Origin of the sequence: Gillisia xinjiangensis, assembly GCF_046298265.1 — a bacterium.
In the GTDB taxonomy this organism is placed as follows: Bacteria; Bacteroidota; Bacteroidia; order Flavobacteriales; family Flavobacteriaceae; genus Gillisia; species Gillisia xinjiangensis.
Map to the genome: position 1 here is coordinate 1 of NZ_JBKAHK010000016.1, position 3,005 is coordinate 3,005.

Below are 3,005 nucleotides of genomic sequence, written 5' to 3' on the forward strand. Positions count from 1 at the left end.
TGTTCCAAAGAGGAACACCAACTTAACAGAAGATCTATTTTTAGTGTTATAAAGATGAATTAACGATCCTCATTTAATCAGGGAAAACCTGCCTATTTCTGAACGGTAAAAATCAAAAAAAAACTACTCCCGACCTTAAATTCGGGAGTAGTTTTTTTGATATAATTTAATAAAGGAATGCTGCATTCAATTTATTTCTCTTGGTATGGATATTTATTTTTTCGATAGAAAGCTTTTTTAAGCTTCTGAGTATTAGGCGAAAAATTACTGGATTTCCCTTATTGATTTTTTCAATTAATCTCACAAAACAATAAAAATATTATCCTTTTAATAGGGGAAAACCCCCACTTTTCGTGACGAAGACTTGTATTTCATACCATTAAATCGGCATTTCATCTAAAAAAGTATCGATTCCTTTTTTTACCTGTCATTTATAATAATCTTTACAATATATTAATACAACTCCAAATTGGTCCCAAATCGATTTGACCTAGATTCTCCTCAAAAATCTTCCGTATTAATTAGAATTGTTTGAACATATTAAAAACTATTTAGATGATGTTAACCCTATTAATCATCTGGTTACAATAAGATATTAAACAATTGATTGAAAAATCAGGTTTTAATAATACGAATTAATAATAAAGGTAAAGCCTATGATACCAAAATTACTTAAACCCTATAATCTACAATTTATCCTGATAGCATTATTGCTCTTGGGATCTACTGGTTTATATGCACAGGCAACATTGGCGCCTTCTAAACCTGGCACTCCAGCTCGTTTTGGGATTGATGCAGATATTGAAACAGATAGGACTACACTTCCTATTGACGATTGGTTTGCATTAACAAATAATGCAAATAATGGTTTTCCAATGATAGATGATTCTAACAAGAATTTTTGGAAATCAGAGTTGGGGGCAGGAAAGAACATTACTTTCACTTCTGGGCCTACTTTCGGCCAGTACGATGTACAGAATAACTCCATACTCTATGATGCGATATATGCAAGGGATTATATTGGTGGTACTTTGAAAAGGGACAAAACAATGTTTGGTGAAAGTGCAAAGGGCGCAGAAAATCCAAATAATTGGAGTGTAACAGAAAGCAACTTGACTGGTACCTATGACATTGTGGACATGTATGCCCATGTTAGAAGGGAAGGGGAAACCATCTATATTCCGGGTTCTGGGGGGCTTCCAACAAGTACTCTAAATAATATGTGGTTAAACTTAGGGATATCTATAGTCGATCCCAGTGGAGCACATTATGTCGATTTTGAACTATTCAGTAAAAATATTTATGTAAATGGCACCGGCACCAGATTTGTTTCAGAGGGACTTGATCAGGGTCATACACAATGGAAATTTAGATCTGAGACGGCTCCTGCGCAACAAGGAATAATTGAGGCATCAGGAGATTTAAATGTGATGTTTGGCTTTAATGGCTCTGATCACCAATCACTGGAAGTGGCCCTGTGGGTTAATAAAGCTGAGTATGATACATTTCCAAAATATGAATTTATCGCTGGAGCATGGATTTCTACACATCCCAATGCTGCAACCTGGGTAGGACCTAAATTCATTAAAGGTGCGTACGAAAGTAATTCTACAGGTTTTGGATATGCATCCATAGTTGTGCCCACTAATGAATATTTTGCAAAAGCGAATTTATTAGAAAATAAAGCTCCTTTCTGGGGAACTGAAGGTAAGAATGGTCCTGGTACTAAATATTCATCAGGTGCCTTAATGGAAGTGGGGGTTAATTTAACAAATTTAAAGATCGATCCGGCCTCCGCTGGAAATAATCCATGTGATGCACCCTATATTAAAATAATAGCTAAAACAAGAACGGGGAGTTCCGTTTCTTCACAAATAAAAGATTTTGTTGGTCCTTACAGCTTTTTAGGTACGCCCGTTGTTAGTGGTGAAATTGCCCAGCCGGGAGCTATTTCTTCCTGTACAGCGTCAACATTAACTTTGTCACCTCTAAATCCGGTAGCAGGTGCTACCTATATTTGGACCACTACTAATGGTGAATTTTCTAACGGTCTAACAACCTATGTAGGCCAGGATGCGGTAATTGTAAAACCGGGAACCTACCAATTAGATGCTTCCGCCTTTCCAGGTTGTTTTGCAGATACTGACGAGGTAATAGTATATGCAAAACCTTGTGCAGCAGATAATACTTTGACTACAGCCGAAGATACTGTCTTGACTATCGCTACTTCAGATTTTGGATATACCGATGCTGATGGGGATGTTCTCTCTAGTGTCAGTGTGACTGCTTTACCGGTTGCTGGTATCTTGTATCTAGATGCGAATGATAATGACAGTTACGATTCTGGAGAGGAACTGGCAGTGAATACTGCTGTTTCTAAGGCAGACCTTGATGCAGGGAACTTACAGTTCTTGCCAGAACTGAATGATAACGCAACTCCATATGCATCCTTCGATTTCAATGTAAGCGATGGAACCTTAAGTTCTGCTCCTACCACCAATACCATTACCATAAATGTAACACCCGTTAACGATGCACCAGTAGCCGTTGATGATACTGCCACCACCGATGAAGACACTGCTGTAAACATAAATGTACTTGCCAACGATACTGATGTAGACGGTGATACCCTTACGGTAACCCAGACCACTGCACCTACTAACGGAAGTGTTGTGATCAATACAGACTACACGATCACCTATACTCCGGATGCCAACTTCAACGGTACAGATACTTTCACCTATACCATCACTGATGGAAATGGTGGAACAGATACCGCTACGGTAACGGTAACGGTAAACCCAATCAACGATGCTCCGGTAGCCGTTGATGATACTGCCACCACCGATGAAGACACTGCAGTAACAGTTTCCGTTCTGACCAACGATACTGATGTAGACGGTGATACCCTTACGGTAACCGAAACCACTGCACCTTCTAATGGAAGTGTTGTGATCAATGGTGATGGAACAATTACTTACACTCCGAATGAAAACTTCAACGGT

At 38.7% G+C, this 3,005-nt stretch carries 1 protein-coding gene; it reads left to right on the plus strand.

Features of this window, described 5'->3' with window-relative positions; translation table 11 throughout:
* Positions 1-656 precede the first annotated feature (656 nt).
* Positions 657-3,005 (plus strand): Ig-like domain-containing protein (locus ACKGJN_RS16185; protein WP_409540604.1); only part of this gene is annotated, 2,349 nt, incomplete at its 3' end.